At 57.1% G+C, this 16,799-nt stretch carries 16 protein-coding genes; 12 read left to right on the top strand and 4 right to left on the bottom strand.

All coding sequences use genetic code 11. The annotated features are described in order from the left end of the window. The first annotated feature begins 76 nt into the window (after positions 1 to 76). A complete protein-coding gene (locus B3R00_RS07490) occupies positions 77 to 496 on the top strand; it encodes a rhodanese-like domain-containing protein (RefSeq protein WP_286998410.1) in 420 nt (139 codons plus the stop codon). A 42-nt stretch (positions 497 to 538) separates the two neighbouring features. Here the strand turns inward: B3R00_RS07490 and galE are convergent, their stop codons facing one another. Further along, positions 539 to 1,558, bottom strand: coding sequence for a UDP-glucose 4-epimerase GalE (galE, locus tag B3R00_RS07485; RefSeq protein WP_286998409.1), 1,020 nt, complete (start codon positions 1,556 to 1,558; stop codon positions 539 to 541). An 87-nt stretch (positions 1,559 to 1,645) separates the two neighbouring features. Next, entirely contained in the window at positions 1,646 to 2,125 is a 480-nt protein-coding gene (lysM, locus tag B3R00_RS07480) for a peptidoglycan-binding protein LysM (protein ID WP_286998408.1), read from the bottom strand. Positions 2,126 to 2,306: 181 nt separating this feature from the next. On the opposite strand from lysM, the gene B3R00_RS07475 reads away from it, so the two are divergent. From B3R00_RS07475 to rfbC, 5 genes are all read left to right on the top strand, one after another. After that, positions 2,307 to 3,080 (top strand): type III pantothenate kinase, encoded by a 774-nt coding sequence (locus tag B3R00_RS07475; protein WP_286998407.1) that lies wholly within the window; start codon positions 2,307 to 2,309, stop codon positions 3,078 to 3,080. A 71-nt stretch (positions 3,081 to 3,151) separates the two neighbouring features. Continuing rightward, positions 3,152 to 4,222: a dTDP-glucose 4,6-dehydratase gene (gene rfbB, locus B3R00_RS07470; protein WP_286998406.1), complete on the top strand. Its 1,071-nt coding sequence runs from the start codon at positions 3,152 to 3,154 to the stop codon at positions 4,220 to 4,222. Then, positions 4,219 to 5,109: a dTDP-4-dehydrorhamnose reductase gene (gene rfbD, locus B3R00_RS07465; protein WP_286998405.1), complete on the top strand. Its 891-nt coding sequence runs from the start codon at positions 4,219 to 4,221 to the stop codon at positions 5,107 to 5,109. The genes rfbB and rfbD overlap by 4 nt, the downstream gene beginning before the upstream one ends. Before the next feature lie 59 nt (positions 5,110 to 5,168). Then, the gene (gene rfbA, locus B3R00_RS07460; RefSeq protein ID WP_286998404.1) at positions 5,169 to 6,059 is read left to right on the top strand and encodes a glucose-1-phosphate thymidylyltransferase RfbA; all 891 of its coding nucleotides are present in this window, start codon (positions 5,169 to 5,171) and stop codon (positions 6,057 to 6,059) included. Continuing rightward, positions 6,056 to 6,610 (top strand): dTDP-4-dehydrorhamnose 3,5-epimerase, encoded by a 555-nt coding sequence (gene rfbC / locus B3R00_RS07455; protein WP_286998402.1) that lies wholly within the window; start codon positions 6,056 to 6,058, stop codon positions 6,608 to 6,610. Before rfbA ends, rfbC begins: the two co-directional genes overlap by 4 nt. A gap of 206 nt (positions 6,611 to 6,816) precedes the next feature. On the opposite strand, the gene B3R00_RS07450 is transcribed toward rfbC, so the two are convergent. Together B3R00_RS07450 and B3R00_RS07445 are read right to left on the bottom strand one after the other, a co-directional pair. Next, positions 6,817 to 7,908 (bottom strand): zinc ribbon domain-containing protein, encoded by a 1,092-nt coding sequence (locus B3R00_RS07450; RefSeq protein ID WP_376747617.1) that lies wholly within the window; start codon positions 7,906 to 7,908, stop codon positions 6,817 to 6,819. Positions 7,909 to 8,062: 154 nt separating this feature from the next. Further along, positions 8,063 to 9,202 (bottom strand): SPFH and helix-turn-helix domain-containing protein, encoded by a 1,140-nt coding sequence (locus tag B3R00_RS07445; protein ID WP_286998399.1) that lies wholly within the window; start codon positions 9,200 to 9,202, stop codon positions 8,063 to 8,065. Positions 9,203 to 9,559: 357 nt separating this feature from the next. On the opposite strand from B3R00_RS07445, the gene glyQ reads away from it, so the two are divergent. From glyQ to B3R00_RS07415, 6 genes are all read left to right on the top strand, one after another. Then, entirely contained in the window at positions 9,560 to 10,498 is a 939-nt protein-coding gene (gene glyQ / locus B3R00_RS07440; RefSeq protein WP_286998398.1) for a glycine--tRNA ligase subunit alpha, read from the top strand. Positions 10,499 to 10,575: 77 nt separating this feature from the next. Then, positions 10,576 to 12,690 (top strand): glycine--tRNA ligase subunit beta, encoded by a 2,115-nt coding sequence (gene glyS / locus B3R00_RS07435; protein WP_286998397.1) that lies wholly within the window; start codon positions 10,576 to 10,578, stop codon positions 12,688 to 12,690. A gap of 66 nt (positions 12,691 to 12,756) precedes the next feature. Further along, positions 12,757 to 14,052: a nucleotide sugar dehydrogenase gene (locus B3R00_RS07430; RefSeq protein WP_286998396.1), complete on the top strand. Its 1,296-nt coding sequence runs from the start codon at positions 12,757 to 12,759 to the stop codon at positions 14,050 to 14,052. Between the two features lie 11 nt (positions 14,053 to 14,063). Next, on the top strand, positions 14,064 to 15,116 hold the full coding sequence (locus B3R00_RS07425) for a Gfo/Idh/MocA family protein (protein WP_286998394.1): 1,053 nt from the start codon (positions 14,064 to 14,066) through the stop codon (positions 15,114 to 15,116). A 3-nt stretch (positions 15,117 to 15,119) separates the two neighbouring features. Beyond that, entirely contained in the window at positions 15,120 to 15,701 is a 582-nt protein-coding gene (locus tag B3R00_RS07420; protein ID WP_286998393.1) for an acyltransferase, read from the top strand. Between the two features lie 7 nt (positions 15,702 to 15,708). Further along, complete coding sequence (locus B3R00_RS07415; protein WP_286998392.1) at positions 15,709 to 16,791, top strand: DegT/DnrJ/EryC1/StrS family aminotransferase; 1,083 nt, start codon at positions 15,709 to 15,711, stop codon at positions 16,789 to 16,791. Positions 16,792 to 16,799 lie beyond the last annotated feature (8 nt).

Genomic DNA, 16,799 nt, shown 5'->3' with positions numbered 1-16,799 from the left:
ATTAAACATGATGTGGCGTACCCAGCGCCCGTGTGCGAAACTGCACTGCAATCTAGTCATTCATAAGGATCGTGCGATGACCGCTCCGCAAACGCTTCAAGTCATTCCCGCTGCAGCTTACGCGGGGGATATTCCTGCGCAGTTGGCCTGGCAGTGGGTGCAGGCGGGTGAAGCCGTGTTGATTGATGTGCGCACCGACGCCGAGCGCGCCTGGGTGGGGCAAGTTCCGGGCGCGGTGCCCGTGCAGTGGAAGCTGTGGCCCGGTATGGCCAACAACCCCGATTTCGATGCGCAACTCCAAGCCGCTGTGCCCGCTGGCGGAAAGACCGTTTTGCTGTGCCGCAGTGGCGTGCGCTCGGTGGCAGCCGCAGCACGTGCCCAGCAACTGGGTATTGAGGCCTACAACATCCTCGAAGGTTTTGAAGGAGATGTGGATGCGAATGGCCACCGCGGCAATGTTGGCGGCTGGCGCAAACAAGGGCTGCCTTGGCGGTAAACCACTATCCAAAATAAAGCGCAGTAGTGGGCGCTTTATTGTTTAACTGCGATAGCCATTGGGGTTTTGGCTTTGCCAACGCCATGCGTCAGCGCACATGGTGAGCAGGTCTTTCTCAGCGCTCCAGCCCAGAACCGCCAGTGCGTGAGCCGGGTTGGCATAGTAACTGGCAATATCACCAGGTCTGCGCGCCACAACTTCATAAGGCAGTTTTTTGCCGCAAGCCTCTTCGAAGGCACGAATGACTTCTAAGACGCTGCAGCCTTGGCCTGTGCCGAGGTTGATGGTGAGCAATTCAGGCATCGTGGTGGATGCGAGCCGCTCTAGCGCTTTCACATGCCCGCGTGCAAGATCCACCACGTGGATATAGTCGCGAACCCCCGTGCCATCCGGGGTAGGGTAGTCTCCCCCAAAAACCTGAATACGTTCACGCTTTCCTACGGCAACCTGTGCGACATAAGGCAGCAGATTGTTCGGAACATCTGCGGGGTCTTCGCCAATCAAGCCACTGGGGTGGGCGCCAATCGGATTGAAGTAGCGCAGCACTGCCACAGACCATTCGGGACTGGCATGGTGTAGGTCAGCCAGTATTTCTTCTACAAACAGCTTGCTGCGGCCATAAGGGTTCGCTGCTTCGGTGCGATGCTGCTCATCCAAAGGCAGGTACTGGGGGGTGCCATATACGGTGGCAGAAGAGCTGAAAACCAGTGTTTTCACGCTCTGTGCTTGCATTGCACGAAGCAAAACCAAGCTGCCATTGACGTTGTTGTCAAAGTAGTCCACAGGTTGCGCTACTGATTCGCCGACCGCTTTCTTGCCCGCAAAGTGCACCACGCTATCAATGCAGTGCTGCTGTAAAGCTTTTTCGAGCGATGCCTGATCGCGGACATCCCCTTCAATGACCGTGATGGATTGGCCTGTAATGCCTTCAACACGGCGTACAGCTTCCGTGTGGCTGTTGATGAAGTTGTCATAAATGACAACTTCATGGCCGTTTTGCAAAAGTTCGATCGCAGTGTGGGTGCCGATATAGCCAGCGCCGCCAGTGAGCAGGGTTTTCATCCCTATATTGTGCGGGGAAGTTGGCGGTGTCTTTCGGGAAAAGTAAAGCGCTCACTCTGAGCGCTTTATGTGGGAATCGAGAGCGGCTTACAGCGCAGGAATGCGCAGCTTTTGCCCAGGGTAGATTTTGTCAGGGTGGCTCAACATGGGCTTGTTGGCTTCAAAGATCACTGGGTATTTGTTGGCATCGCCATAGTATTTTTTGGCGATGGCAGACAGCGTATCACCGCGCACCACGTCGTGGTACTGGGCTTCGGGTTCAGGGGAGGTCACCGTCATCTGGTTATCCACCGAGGTGACGCTGGCCACGTTGCCGCAGCACAGGGTGACTTTTTCTTTGACGGCCTGGGTAGGGGCCTCGCCCGCCACCGTGACTTTGCCCTGGCTGGCGTCATAACTGACTTTGAGATTGCTGACGCCCAGATTTTGCACATGGATGTAATTCTCAATCGCTGCGGCTGCCTTGCTATTGAGCTCACCCTGCGAGGTCGCTGGGGCTGCAGCTTGTGCATCTTTGCCGCCAAACAGCTTCTCACCAGCTTCTTTGATAAAACTAAACAGGCCCATACATTCACTCCTGAAAAATAGTTGGGAAAGAGCAATCAATGTACCGGTAAACAATTTGTCTGCAAGGCCAGACACTTCCTACGCGCATTTTTTGACAATTTGCGCTGAAATGGTGCGTTGATCGGGTGGTCGTGTCGCAAAGCGCACGTATGCAGGGCCAAAAATCTTGATAATGCCGCCCATGACTTTTTTGGCCATTGATATCGGCAACACCCGCTTGAAGTGGGCGATGTATGACGCCCCACGTCCCGGTGCAGCTTTGCTGGCTCATGGCGCGGAGTTTTTGGAACACATTGAGCGCTTGGCAGAGGGGCCTTGGAGTAAGCTGCCCGCGCCGACCCATATGCTGGGCTGCGTGGTGGCAGGAGAGACGGCGCGCCGTCGTGTGCACGATCAGATGGAGTTGATGCTCGGCTGGAACTTTGAACCCCAGTGGGTGGTGCCTTCTGTCCATGAAGCGGGGGTGAGTAATGGTTACGAACATCCATTGCGCCTGGGGGCCGACCGCTGGGTGGCCATGATTGGTGCACGCCACCATATCTTGCAGCGTGGCAACGAGCGCCCCTTGATTGTGGTGATGGTGGGTACGGCCGTCACGGTTGATGCACTCGATGCGCAGGGTAACTTCTTGGGCGGCTTGATTTTGCCCGGGCATGGCATCATGCTGCGCGCGCTGGAAAGCGGTACCGCAGGGCTGCACGTGCCAACCGGCTTGGTCACCCCTTTTCCCAAGAATACGAGCGATGCTTTGACCAGCGGTGGCACCTATGCGATTGCCGGCGCGGTCGAGCGCATGTACCAGCATTTGTATCTGCACTGCAGCATGGAGCCTGCCTGTGTGATGGCCGGCGGGGCGGGCTGGAAGATGGTGCCCAGCATGACGCGTCCCTTTGAACTGGTCGATAACCTTATCTTTGAGGGGTTGCTGGTGATGGCGCAGCAGCGCTGGAGGTAACTGCGCCACCTTGAAGGAGCAGGCAGGTGTTTGATAATGGGCTGCTTTCTTTGATGTCTTGAGCACTTCCCATGATTCTTGTCACCGGCGGCGCAGGCTTTATTGGCGCTAATTTTGTTTTGGACTGGCTGGCTTCCAACGACGAGCCTGTGGTGAATCTTGATAAGTTGACCTATGCAGGTAACTTGGAAAACTTGGCCAGCCTGCAAGGCGATGCACGCCACGTGTTTGTGCAAGCCGACATTGGCGATAGCGCGGTCATCAGTGCTTTACTGGAGCAGCACCAGCCACGTGCGGTCATCAACTTTGCGGCGGAAAGCCATGTGGACCGATCCATTCATGGCCCTGAAGATTTCATTCAAACGAATGTGGTGGGCACTTTCCGTTTGCTGGAAGCGGTACGTGCTTACTGGAATGAGCTAGAGAGCGAGGCCAAGTCCAGTTTCCGTTTCTTGCACGTGTCCACCGATGAGGTGTATGGCACTTTGTCATCCACCGAGCCGGCTTTCACCGAAGACCACAACTACGAGCCCAACAGCCCGTATTCAGCCAGCAAAGCGGCATCGGACCATTTGGTGCGTGCCTGGCACCACACCTATGGCCTGCCGGTGCTGACCACGAATTGCAGCAACAACTATGGCCCGCTGCATTTCCCGGAAAAGCTGATTCCGCTGATGATTGTGAATGCCTTGGCGGGCAAGCCGTTACCCATTTATGGCGATGGCATGCAAGTGCGTGACTGGCTTTATGTGCGCGACCACTGCAGTGCGATTCGCTGTGTGCTGAAAGCGGGTAAGTTGGGAGATACCTACAACGTCGGTGGCTGGAACGAAAAGGCCAATATCGACATCGTCAAAACAGTGTGTGCGCTGCTGGATGAGCTGCGTCCGCGCGGAGATGGCTTGTCGTACGCTGAGCGGATCACCTACGTGACAGACCGCCCAGGCCATGACCGCCGCTATGCCATTGATGCCCGCAAGCTGGAGCGCGAACTGGGCTGGAAGCCGGCAGAGACCTTTGAATCCGGCATTCGCAAAACGGTTCAGTGGTACTTGGACAACCCGCAGTGGGTGCAGAACGTCCAGTCTGGCAGCTACCGCGACTGGTTGCAAAAGCAATACGAGCCTAAGGCGTCCGCATGAGGATTCTGCTCTTGGGCTGCAATGGTCAGGTCGGCTGGGAGCTGCAGCGCAGTTTGACTGTCTTGGGGGGGGTTGTTGCACTGGGGCGTGATAGCACGACACTGTGCGGAGATTTAGCGAACCCCGAAGGTATTGCTGCTACGGTGCGGGCGGTAGCCCCCGATGTGATCGTCAATGCTGCTGCCCATACCGCCGTGGATCAAGCCGAGCGTGAAGTGGAATTGGCACGGCTGCTCAATGCGACCACCCCTGGGGTATTGGCACGCGAAGCCCATGCGTTGAATGCTTTGCTGGTGCACTACAGCACCGACTATGTGTTTGACGGGAGCGGCAATGCGCCGCGTGCAGAAGACGCTGCCACGGCCCCGCTGTCGGTGTATGGGCAGACCAAGCTGCAAGGGGAGCAACTCATCCAGGCCAGCGGCTGCAAACACCTGATCTTTCGCACCAGCTGGGTTTATGCGGCGCGCGGCGGCAACTTTGCCAAGACCATGCTGCGGCTGGCACAAGAGCGCGAACAACTGAACGTGATCAACGAGCAGTTTGGCGCGCCGACAGGGGCGGATCTGCTGGCGGATGTCACGGCGCACGCGATTCGTCATGTTGCGCAGCACCCGGAGCATCTCGGGCTGTACCACTGCGTAGCGGGTGGAGAGACCACATGGCATGCGTATGCCGAATTTGTGATCGCTACGGCACGGCAGTTGCGCCCCGACTTGGCTTTCAAGGTGCAAGCCATCCAAGCCGTGCCCACCAGCGCATTTCCTACACCGGCAAAGCGCCCGCGTAACTCACGCCTGAGCACCAGCAAACTGCAAACCGCCTTGGGGCTGCACCTGCCTGATTGGCAGCAAGGTGTACGGCACATGTTGCAAGAGATTTTGTAAAGAAATTGGCCTCTGGCGCTTATCTATCCAGCGCTGGCAGCTATCAAACATAGGTTTTTATGACAACACAAGTGCGCAAAGGCATCATCCTCGCAGGTGGCTCTGGCACACGCCTGCACCCGGCCACGCTGGCCATCAGCAAGCAACTGCTGCCCGTGTATGACAAGCCCATGATTTACTACCCGCTCAGCACGCTGATGCTGGCCGGGATTCGGGACATCCTGATCATCAGCACCCCGCAGGACACGCCGCGCTTTGAGCAATTGCTGGGCGACGGCAGCCAGTGGGGGCTGAACCTGCAATATGCCGTGCAGCCCAGCCCCGATGGCTTGGCACAGGCATTTTTGATTGGCGAAGCTTTTCTGAGCGGTGCTCCCAGTGCGTTGGTGTTGGGGGACAACATTTTCTATGGACATGATTTTCCGAGGCTTTTGCTTCAGGCGGGTTCGCAAGCCAGTGGTGCGACTGTTTTTGGTTATCACGTGCAATCGCCTGAGCGTTACGGTGTGCTGGGTTTTGACGCACAAGCGCGCGTTCAATCCTTGGAAGAAAAACCCCCAGTGCCCAAATCTAACTATGCCGTGACAGGCCTGTATTTCTACGATAGCCAGGTGGTGGAGTTGGCCAAGTCGCTCCAGCCTTCCCCGCGTGGCGAGCTAGAGATAACGGACTTGAACAAGCTCTACCTGGAAAAGGGGCAGTTGAACGTGCAGTTGATGGGCCGTGGCTATGCATGGCTGGATACGGGCACGCACGATAGCCTGTTAGAGGCAGGGCAGTTCATCGCGACGCTGGAGCAGCGTCAAGGTTTGAAAGTGGCATGCCCCGAAGAAATCGCTTACCGTGCGGGCTGGATTGATGCTGGGCAGGTCGAGAAACTGGCCCAGCCGCTGCTCAAGAATGGCTATGGCCAGTACTTGATGCAGGTGCTCAAAGGTGGCGTGCGATGAAAGCAACTCCCACCGCCATTCCAGAAGTGATGGTGATTGAGCCCAAGGTGTTTGGGGATGCACGAGGCTTTTTCTACGAAAGCTTCAACCAGGCAGCGTTCAATGCCGCGACGGGTACGACGTTCGAGTTTGTGCAAGACAACCACAGCCGCTCCAGCATGGGTGTGCTGCGTGGGCTGCATTACCAACTGCCACCGCATGCCCAGGGCAAGCTGGTGCGAGTGGTGCGCGGTGCCGTATGGGATGTGGCAGTGGATATCCGCCAGAACTCTCCCACCTTTGGTCAGTGGGTGGGGCAGGAGCTGACCGAAGATAACCATAAGCAGTTCTGGATTCCCCCCGGCTTCGCCCATGGTTTTGTGGTGCTCAGCGAAAGCGCAGATTTTTTGTATAAAACCACGAATTACTACGCACCACAGTCAGACCGGGGGCTGCTCTGGAATGATCCAGACATTGGCATTGCCTGGCCCGATCTAGGAATGGAGTTTTTGCTGTCTGACAAAGACCAAAAGCAACCCCTGTTGCGCAACGCCGAGGTATTGGGCGCATAAATTTTGGGGCATAGCGAACACGCAGGTTGTGCTGTGTGTGGTTCTACCAAATACAAAGGGCTGCGATGGCAGCCCTTTGTATTTGCGTAAGCCTTGTTGAAAACATAGCTGGTAGCGCTTGCTAGAAGCCAATTTTTAATACCAAACTATTGGAAATGGCTATTTATAAAGCGTTGCCAGCTATTGTTTTTGTGTGATGCATGCGGTCATGCGTTTTGCATGATGCCCAGCACGATGGCCACCGCGATCAGCGCGCACACTACGGCAAAGCCAATCTTCACCCAGCTGTACGGCCGCTCACCCGCAATCTGGCCGGTGTAGCCATTGGCAATGATCTGGTAGTTTTTGCTGCCATAGGTATAGCCCACGATCCACACCGGCACCAGCACGTGCTTGAAAGTACGGCCCGCGTATTCCCGCTGTACGCGCAGGTTGCGGTAGGTGTCGCCGGGCACCTGCCGCGCGCACAGGGCTTGCACCTGGCTGTCCATGTCTTGCTCGTTGAGTTTGGCGGCTTTGCCCAGGTCAACCTGGTAGCGCTCCACTGTCCAGCCGCGCACAAATTCGGGGGTGTAGGGTTTCAAATCTGTGGTGGTCGGGAAGGGCTCTACCTGCCGCAGCAGTTGGGGGTGCGCCCCCACAGTGCCGGGCACGAGTTCATCATCAAAAAAGTGGCGCAGACTCCCCGATGCAGATTGCCAGCGCACATGGCGCACCTGCCGTGTCTGGGTGGTGCCATTTGCATCGCGGTAGGTTTCCGTGGTGTAGTAGTAATACCCGGCATCGGCTTGCCATGCCGCGCTGACATGGGCATCAAACGTCCAGTACGGCAGATACACCCCGTGCAGCGTATCGGTGAGTGCAGCGTGCTTGAGTTTGTTAGGCGCAAACCAGCGGCTGCCGTACCACTGACGGATGCGGTCGCGGATCTGGCCGTCGCTGACCTTGAAGGGCAGGATGCTCTGTGGCGTGATGGCGTCGCTGCGTTCCTCGTGCGCGACGATGGATGGAGAGCCGCAGAAGTCGCAGCGCTGGGCCACGCGGCCATCCACAAAAACCGAAATTGCCTGGCAGTTCTGGCACTGCACCTCTTGGCGCTGGCCGCCCCAGCCACGCCCACTGGCTGGGTTTTGCAGGGCTGCGTACAGGTCTTGCTCCACGATCTCCTGACCCAATTGCTCACGCGCCTCGTCACTCCACGGCACCAAAGTGCCGCAGTAGGGGCATTGGAGTGATTGCGCCTTGGCATTCCATTCCAGGTTGGCACCACACTCGGGACAGGGGTGCTTGCGCACCATGGAGGGTTGAGGGGTGCCGCTAGCCGCAGCGTAAGAAGAGGCAGAGGTATCAGTCACTGACAATGATCCAAAGAATCACGAGCGCTATGGGCAAGAAGCAATGGCTTCCCCGCAGCGAATTGGGGGAAGCCGCGCAGCGGCTGAGGGTGCGTGGTTAAGCTCCGCGCAGAAATTCATCCAGCGCAGCCTGCGCAATGCGCCAGTTGGCGCCGATCTTGCGGCCCTTCAGGTTTCCAGCCTCCAGCTCGGCCAGCACGTCGGCCACGTCCACGCCCAGCAACTGGGCGGCCTGCTCCGGCGTGTAGACCTGCAACGCCGGGGCTGCGCCGGCCGGTGTGGCCTGGGCAGCAGCTTGTGCGGCTTGGGCTGCGGCGGGCGAGAATGCATCGTGCCTCGCTGGCGCGCCCAGTCCAGGCTGGGTTCCCGGGGCGGTGCTCGGTTGCTGCATTTGTCGCATCATCTCCTGGGCCATGCCAAAGCCCATGGCCATGGTGGCGGGCAGGGTGGCCGCCGCCGCGCCTTCGCCGCCGCTGGCCATGGCCTGGCCCATCTGGTACTTCACATAGTCGTTGAGGTTGCCGATGGCGCCCATGCTGGAGCGCTTGTCGATGGCCTGCTCCACCTCGGGCGGCACGGAGACGTTCTCCAGCACGAAGCTGGTCACCTCGATGCCGTACTTCTCGACCATGGCCGGGTTGATGATCTGCACCAGCGCCTGGCCCAGGTCGCCATAGCGCGTGGCCACGTCCAGCACCGGCACCTGGGCCTTGGCCAGGGCCTCGGTGAAGACGCTGACGATGCGCGAGCGCATGGTGTCGGCAAACTCGTCGATGCGGAAGTTCTGGTCCGTGCCCGCCACCTCCTTGAGGAACAGCGCCGGCTGCACGATGCGGAAGTCGTAGGTGCCGAAGGCGCGGATACGCACCACGCCAAAGTCCTTGTCGCGCATCAGCACGGGGTTGGAGGTGCCCCACTTGTTGCCCGTGAACAGGCGCGTGTTGATGTAGTAGACGTCGCACTTGAAGGGCGACTGGAAACCGTACTTCCAGCCCAGGATGGTGGACAGCACGGGCACGTTCTCGGTGCTCAGCGTGTGCTTGCCGGGGCCGAACAAGTCGGCGTACTGGCCGGCGGCCACGAACTGCACCTGCTGCGATTCGCGCACGATCAGCTGCGCGCCGTTCTTGATTTCCTTGTCGTCGTCCGGCCAGCGGTACGACAGCGTGTCGCGCGAGTCATCGGTCCATTCGATGACTTCAATCAGCTGGTTCTTGATGATGTTGAACAGATTCATGCCACGCCTCGCTAGCCGGTCAGAAGAAAAAGGGTGGAGCCATTGTAGGGCGTGGTTTTGGGCAGCGAGGCACAGAAAAATTCAAAAAATATAGCTATTAGCGCTTATTGCATATATGTTTAAACCATAAATAGCATTGAAGTGACTGCAAGGAAGGCGCAAGGCGCTCTCTTATTAAAAGCGTCGCAGCCTTTGTTGATCATTGAAAGACGCTGTAACTGCCGATAGGGTAGCGAGAGGCCTAGAATCACCCCTTTGCGCGCGAGCGGGGCATTTGCTGTGCCCGCTGGTTGTGCGGTCTCTTATAACGATGGGGTTGGCGCTTGCGTGCCAGCCTTCTACCCTTTTTCAGACACCATGCTGACTTTCCAACAAATCATTCTGAAACTGCAGTCCTACTGGGCCGAACACGGCTGCGCACTGCTCCAGCCCTATGACATGGAAGTCGGCGCCGGCACTTCGCACACCGCCACCTTCCTGCGCGCCATCGGCCCCGAGCCCTGGAAGGCCGCCTATGTGCAGCCCAGCCGCCGCCCCAAGGATGGCCGCTATGGCGAGAACCCCAACCGCCTGCAGCACTACTACCAGTTCCAGGTGGTCTTGAAGCCCGCGCCCGACAACATCCTGGAGCTGTACCTGGGCTCGCTCGAAGCCCTGGGCTTCGACCTGAAGAAAAACGACATCCGCTTTGTGGAAGACGACTGGGAGAACCCCACGCTGGGCGCCTGGGGCCTGGGCTGGGAAGTCTGGCTCAACGGCATGGAAGTGACCCAGTTCACCTACTTCCAGCAAGTGGCAGGTATTGACTGCAAGCCCGCCACCGGCGAAATCACGTACGGCCTGGAGCGCTTGGCCATGTACCTGCAGGGCAAGGAATCGGTGTACGACCTGGTCTATACCGACGGCCTGTCCTATGGCGATGTGTTCCACCAGAACGAGGTGGAGCAGTCCACCTACAACTTCGAGCACTCCAACGCCGACTTCCTGTTCAGCGCCTTCTCGGCCCACGAAGACACGGCCAACAAGTTGATTGACGCGCAGTTGGCGCTGCCCGCCTATGAGCAAGTGCTCAAGGCCGCACACACCTTCAACCTGCTGGACGCGCGCGGCGCCATTTCGGTGACCGAACGCGCCGCCTACATCGGCCGCATCCGCAACCTGGCGCGCGCCGTGGGCAAGAGCTACCTGGACAGCCGTGCGCGCCTGGGCTTCCCCATGGCGCCCAAGGCCCATGCGGAAGAAGTGCTGGCCGAGCTGGCCAAGGCGGCCGAGCAGCAAGCCAAGAAGGCTGCGTAAGCGGGCCTTGTCTGAATACTTAATCAAATTTGCCTCTAGCGCTTATCTAATAAGCGCTAGCAGCTATCAAAAATACCATGAACGCACAGAATCTTCTTGTTGAACTGTTTGTTGAAGAATTGCCTCCCAAGGCCTTGCAAAAGCTGGGCGATGCCTTCGCCGGCGTGTTGTTTGAGCAACTGAAAGCCCAGGGCCTGCTGGCATCCAGCGAAGCGCGCTTGACGGCTTACGCCTCGCCCCGCCGTTTGGCCGCACACATCACCGAAGTGCTGCCCCAGGCCGAAGACAAGGCGGTGTCGCAAAAGCTCATGCCCGTGTCGGTGGGCCTGGATGCCGAAGGCAAAGCCACACCTGCGCTGCTCAAAAAGCTGGCGGCACTGGGTGCAGACGAGTCCGCTGTCGCGGGCCTGCTGCGCGAAGGTGAAGGCAAGGCCGAGGCCCTGTTCTACGCTTCCACCGTCAAGGGCGTGGTGCTGGCCGATGGCGTGCAAAAAGCACTGGACGAAGCGATTGCCAAGCTGCCCATCCCCAAGGTCATGCGCTACCAGTTGCAGGACGGCTGGACCAGCGTGAACTTTGTGCGCCCAGCCCACGGCTTGGTCGTGCTGCACGGCACGCAAGTGCTGGTCGGCGTGAAGACGCTGGGCTTGACCGCAGGCAACGCCACGCACGGCCACCGCTTTGAAGCCAAGGTTGACCCCGTCGTGATCCACAGCGCCGACAGCTATGCCGAGCAACTGCGCGAAGAAGGCGCCGTGATTGCCAGCTTTACCGAGCGCCGTGCCGATATTGCACGCCAGCTGCAAGCGGCAGCCGAGCGTGTGGGAGGCGGTGTGCGCCCGATTGACGATGCCGCGTTGCTGGACGAAGTGACTGCGCTGGTCGAGCGCCCCAACGTGCTGGTCTGTGAATTTGAAAAAGAATTCCTGAACGTCCCGCAAGAGTGCCTGATTCTGACCATGAAGGCCAACCAGAAGTACTTCCCGCTGTTGGATGCGAACGGCAAACTGACCCACCAGTTTCTCATCGTCAGCAACATCAGTCCCGCTGATGCCTCCGCCGTGATCGAAGGTAACGAGCGCGTGGTGCGCCCCCGCTTGGCCGACGCTAAGTTCTTCTTCGACCAGGATCGCAAGAAAACCCTGGAAAGCCGCGTCGAAGGCTTGGGCAAGGTGGTGTATCACAACAAGCTGGGCACCCAGGGCGAACGCGTCGAGCGCGTGCGCGCGATTGCCAAGGCGATTGCCCAACAACTGGGTGACGCGCAGCTGGTGGCGCAGGTTGATCTGGCCGCCAAGCTTGCCAAGACCGACCTGGTGACCGATATGGTGGGCGAATTCCCCGAGCTGCAAGGCACCATGGGCCGCTATTACGCCCTGAACGACGGTCTGGATGTGGCTGTAGCCGATGCCATCGAAGACCACTACAAGCCCCGCTTTGCCGGTGACGAACTGCCGCGTGGCGACGTCGGCGTGGTCGTGGCCCTAGCCGACAAGCTGGAAACCCTGGTCGGTATGTTCGGTATTGGTAACCTGCCTACCGGCGACCGCGACCCCTTTGCCCTGCGCCGCCATGCACTGGGTGTGATCCGCATGCTGGTGGAAAAGAACCTGCCGCTGGAACTGCACGCCCTGCTCAAGAGCGCTGTGCCAGCCTTTGGCGACAAAATCACAGACGCCACCGCCCAGCTGGAAGATTTTTTCTTTGACCGCCTGTCCGTCAGCCTGCGTGAGCAAGGCTACAGCGCTCAGGAAGTTGACGCCGTGCTGGCCCTGCGCCCACAGCGCCTGGCAGACGTACAAAAACGTCTGGAAGCCGTGCGTGCCTTTGCCGCGCTGCCCGAAGCACAGGCCCTGGCAGCAGCCAACAAGCGTGTGGGCAATATCCTGAAAAAGTCGGAAATCGACGTTCAGGCGCGGGTAAACGAGGCGCTTCTAGTAGAGCAGGCTGAAAAAGACCTGTTTGCCGCTTTGCAATCCGTGGCCCCCAAGGCGCAGCAGCAGTTTGAAGCAGGCGACTACACCGCAAGTTTGCAGACCCTGGCAGCATTGCGTGCCCCTGTGGATGCGTTCTTTGAGCACGTCATGGTGAATGCTGAAGATGCCGCTTTGAAGGCCAACCGTTTGGGCTTGTTGGCAGCATTGCATATAGCCATGAACCGCGTGGCAGACCTGGCAAAACTGGCCGTATAAAAAGTGTTGATCCCATGCTGAACCGAAGCGTGGGTTAGGTAAACACCTTAAGAAGAAGCTAAAAAGATGAACTTTTCAGATGCCAGCATTGCCATTATCGGTCTTGGCTACGTAGGCCTGCCTTTGGCAGTCGAATTCGGTACCAAGCGAAAAACTTTAGGGTTTGACATCAGCGCCCGGCGCATCGATGAGTTGCGCGGTGGGCAAGACCATACCCTGGAATGCAGCCCTGAACAGCTGCGTAGCGCGGTTCACCTTCACTACAGCCACGAGATTGAAGATCTGCGTGCCTGTAAGGTGTTTATCGTGACAGTGCCAACGCCCGTCGATCAGGCAAATCGCCCAGATATGACGCCGTTGATCAAAGCTAGCCAAACCGTAGGAGCGGTACTGAAAGCTGGCGATGTAGTGATTTATGAATCCACGGTATATCCGGGCGCGACCGAAGAGGTTTGTGTGCCGGAGCTTGAGCGCATGAGTGGCCTGAAATTCAATCAGGATTTTTTCTGTGGTTATAGCCCTGAGCGCATCAACCCAGGTGACAAGGTCAACACACTGACCACGATTAAAAAAATTACCAGTGGCAGCACCCCAGAAGTGGCCGCAGCGGTCGACGGCTTGTACCGTGAAATCATCACTGCAGGCACGCATCTAGCCAGCAGCATCAAGGTGGCAGAAGCTGCCAAGGTGATTGAGAACACACAGCGTGACTTAAATATTGCGCTGGTCAACGAGCTTTCAGTGATTTTTGCCCGTTTGGGAATTGACACTTTGGATGTACTGGAGGCCGCCGGCAGCAAGTGGAACTTCTTGCCTTTCCGCCCTGGAATGGTGGGTGGTCACTGCATTGGCGTGGACCCCTATTACCTGACGCACAAAGCTGAGCAGGTGGGATATCACCCTCAAGTGATTTTGGCGGGACGCAGAATTAACGACAACATGGCGCGTTATGTCGCCCGCAATACCGTCAAGATGATGCTGCAAAACGGCATGGATGTACCACGCTGCCGTATTGGTGTGATGGGTATTACTTTCAAGGAAAACTGCCCGGACATCCGCAATAGCAAGGTCGTGGACATGGTGCATGAATTCGAAGCCTGGGGCGCGCAAGTTGTTGTGGCTGACGCATGGGCTGATCGAGAAGAGGTGCACCACGAATATGGCATCACCTTGGGGCAAATTGATGAAGCACATCCGGTAGATGCTCTCGTGGTAGCCGTGGGGCATAACCAATATCGCAGCTTGTCTGGGGCGCAACTCAAGACTTTGACTCGGGGCAACCAGCCAGTTCTGGTCGATGTGAAGTCTTTATATGACCGCCATGCGCTCGCTGACCAAGGTTTTTCCATCTTCCGCTTGTAATTGAGACTTTTATGCTGACCCCTGTTCAAGACCGAAAAGTTCGCTTTGCACTCGTTGGTGCTGGCCGTATTTCAGCCAACCACTTTGGTGCTATGGATCAGCACAAGGATCGGTGCGAGGTGGTGGATGTCTGTGACATTGACCCTTCAGCGCTGGCACAAGCTGTCGAGAAAACCGGAGCTCAAGGCCATGCATCTCTGCAAGCGCTGTTAGCCAAGACAACAGCTGATGCGGTGATCTTGACCACACCCAGTGGCCTTCACCCTAGGCAAGCGATTGAAGTTGCGCAGTCAGGGCGTCATGTAGTTAGCGAAAAGCCTATGGCCACACAATGGCACGAAGCTTTGGGCATGGTTCGAGCCTGCGACGACGCAGGGGTCAAGCTCTTTGTAGTGAAACAAAACCGCCGCAACGCAACTTTGCAATTGCTAAAGCATGCAGTGGAGCAGGGCCGTTTTGGCCGCATATATAGCGTTGCCCTGAATGTGTTCTGGACGCGTCCCCAAGAGTATTACGACGCTGCCAAGTGGCGTGGTACGTGGGAATGGGACGGCGGGGCCTTTATGAACCAAGCCAGCCACTATATTGACTTACTCAACTGGCTGATTGGCCCAGTTGAAAGCGTAATGACCTACACAGGAACGCTGGCACGCAATATTCAGGCCGAAGATACCGGAGTTTCGGCCATTCGTTGGCGCAATGGTGCCATGGGCACCTTAAATGTCACCATGCTCACGTATCCCAAAAATCTGGAAGGCAGCATCACCATTTTGGGCGAAAAGGGTACGGTGCGCGTTGGGGGTGTAGCGGTCAACGAAATTCAGGAATGGCAGTTTGCAGATCAACGCCCGGAAGATGAAGAGATCAAGCAGGCCAGCTATGCCACAACCAGCGTTTATGGTTTTGGCCACCCGCTGTATTACGACAACGTCATCAAAGCCCTGCAAGGCCAAGCAGAGGCGGAAACTGATGGCCGTGAAGGACTCAAGAGCCTGGAGTTACTGACCGCCATGTACCGCTCAGCACGTGATGGCGTTCGCGTTGCATTGCCACTGGAGCGCTGATTCATGAATTACTCAGTGCATTCCAGCGCCATCGTCGATGAGGGCGCGCAGATTGGAGAAGGTAGTCGTATCTGGCACTTCGTTCATGTCTGTGCACAGGCAAAAATTGGCCGTGGTGTTTCGCTGGGACAAAACGTCTTTGTCGGTAATAAAGTCGTGATTGGCGATCATTGCAAAGTACAGAACAACGTGAGCGTTTATGACAACGTTACGCTGGAAGAAGGCGTGTTCTGCGGCCCCAGCATGGTGTTTACCAACGTGTACAACCCGCGCTCGCTCATTGAGCGAAAAAATGAATATCGCGATACCTTGGTTAAAAAGGGCGCTACTTTGGGTGCTAACTGCACCATCGTGTGTGGTGTCACGGTAGGTGCCTATGCGTTTGTAGGTGCAGGCGCAGTGGTGAACAAAGATGTGCCAGATTACGCACTCATGGTGGGGGTACCCGCAAAGCAGATTGGCTGGATGAGCGAATTTGGAGAACAGCTAGATCTGCCCCTTAAAGGAGAAGGGCAAGTAGTCTGCGCGCACACCGGTAAAAATTATGTATTGAGCGGTACTACCGTCACACAGCAACCAGATTGAGTAATCCATGCAATTTATTGATCTTAAAACGCAGTATCAAAAATTAAAAAAAGAAATTGATGCTGGTATTCAGCGCGTATTGGACCATGGTCAATACATTTTGGGGCCAGAAGTTGCCGAACTAGAAGAGAAATTAGTAGCGTATACCGGTGCAAAATATTGCATTACAGTGGCTAACGGCACAGATGCTTTGCAAATCGCTCAAATGGCATTGGGTATTGGCCCTGGCGATGAAGTAATTACACCTGGTTTTACTTATATTGCGACTGCAGAAACTGTAGCCTTACTGGGTGCGAAGCCAATTTATGTAGATATTGATCCGCATACATACAACCTGAATCCTCAAATGCTGGAAGCAGCGATTACCCCTCGTACCAAAGCCATTATTCCAGTTAGTTTGTATGGGCAGTGCGCGGATTATGACGCGATTAATGAAATTGCTGCCCGCCACGGGATTCCTGTTATTGAAGATGCAGCGCAGAGTTTTGGTGCAACTTATAAGGGTAAAAAGAGCTGCAATCTCACCACTATTGCCTGTACTAGTTTCTTCCCCAGCAAGCCCTTGGGCTGCTACGGCGATGGAGGGGCTATTTTTACCAATGATGATGAATTGGCGAAGGTGATGCGCCAGATTGCCCGGCATGGGCAAGATCGCCGCTACCACCACATCCGCGTGGGCGTGAACAGCCGGTTGGATACGCTGCAAGCGGCCATCTTGCTACCCAAGCTGGCTGTACTGGACGAAGAAATTGCCCAGCGCCAGCAAGTGGCCGAGCACTACAACGCCTTGCTGAATCAGGCCGGGATTGCCACCACGCCTCAGATCGAAGCTCATAACACCAGCGTCTGGGCACAGTACACCGTGCAAGTGCCTCAGCGTAGCCAGGTGCAAGCGCAGTTGCAGGCCGCAGGCATCCCTACCGCGGTGCACTACCCCACGCCACTCAACCAGCAACCCGCCGTGGCAGACTCTGCCGCACGCTTGCCTGTGGGTGATGCAGTGGCTCAGCGGGTGCTAAGCCTGCCCATGCACCCTCATCTCGACGATGCCAGCATTCGGCGCATAGTTCACGCACTCTCGCTGCAGTAATCTTTTTT

The organism is Comamonas sp. UBA7840 (assembly GCF_002501455.1).
In the GTDB taxonomy this organism is placed as follows: domain Bacteria; phylum Pseudomonadota; class Gammaproteobacteria; order Burkholderiales; family Burkholderiaceae_C; genus Comamonas; species Comamonas jiangduensis.
This window is presented reverse-complemented; position numbering and strand designations above follow the sequence as displayed.